The 500-nt window shown below is 67.0% G+C and carries 1 protein-coding gene; it reads right to left on the reverse strand.

Going from position 1 to position 500, the window contains the following annotated elements:
* Positions 1-7: 7 nt before the first annotated feature.
* On the reverse strand, positions 8-500 hold a 493-nt coding region (locus G3I71_RS46780), incomplete at its 5' end, for an ABC transporter permease (RefSeq protein ID WP_164325032.1).

Below are 500 nucleotides of genomic sequence, written 5' to 3' on the forward strand. Positions count from 1 at the left end.
TCGATCGTCACTTCGCCTCCGCCCGCTTGCGGACCCATGCGTTGAGCATCGTGGCGAGCAGCAGCATCAACCCGAGGAAGAACTTGAACCAGTCCGGGTTCCACTGGGCGTACACGATGCCGTTGCTGGTCATGCCGAAGATGAAGGCGCCGATGGCCGAGCCGATGGCCGAGCCGTAGCCGCCCGTCATCAGACAGCCGCCGATGACGGCCGCGATGATGTAGAGGAACTCGTTGCCGACGCCCTCGCCCGACTGGACGACGTCGAAGGAGAACAGGATGTGCTGCCCGGAGATCCAGGCGCACAGCGCGACGCACATGTAGAGGCCGATGCGCGTCTTGACCACGGGCACGCCGGTCGCGCGGGCCGCGTCGGCCCCGCCGCCCACGGCGAAGATCCAGTTCCCTGCGCGGGTGCGCAGCAGGATCCAGGTGGCCACCGCGACCAGGGCGAACCACCACAGGATGGTGACCTTCAGGGTGACCGAGCCGACGTGCCAT

The organism is Streptomyces sp. SID12501, from assembly GCF_010550245.1.
Taxonomy (GTDB): domain Bacteria; phylum Actinomycetota; class Actinomycetes; order Streptomycetales; family Streptomycetaceae; genus Streptomyces.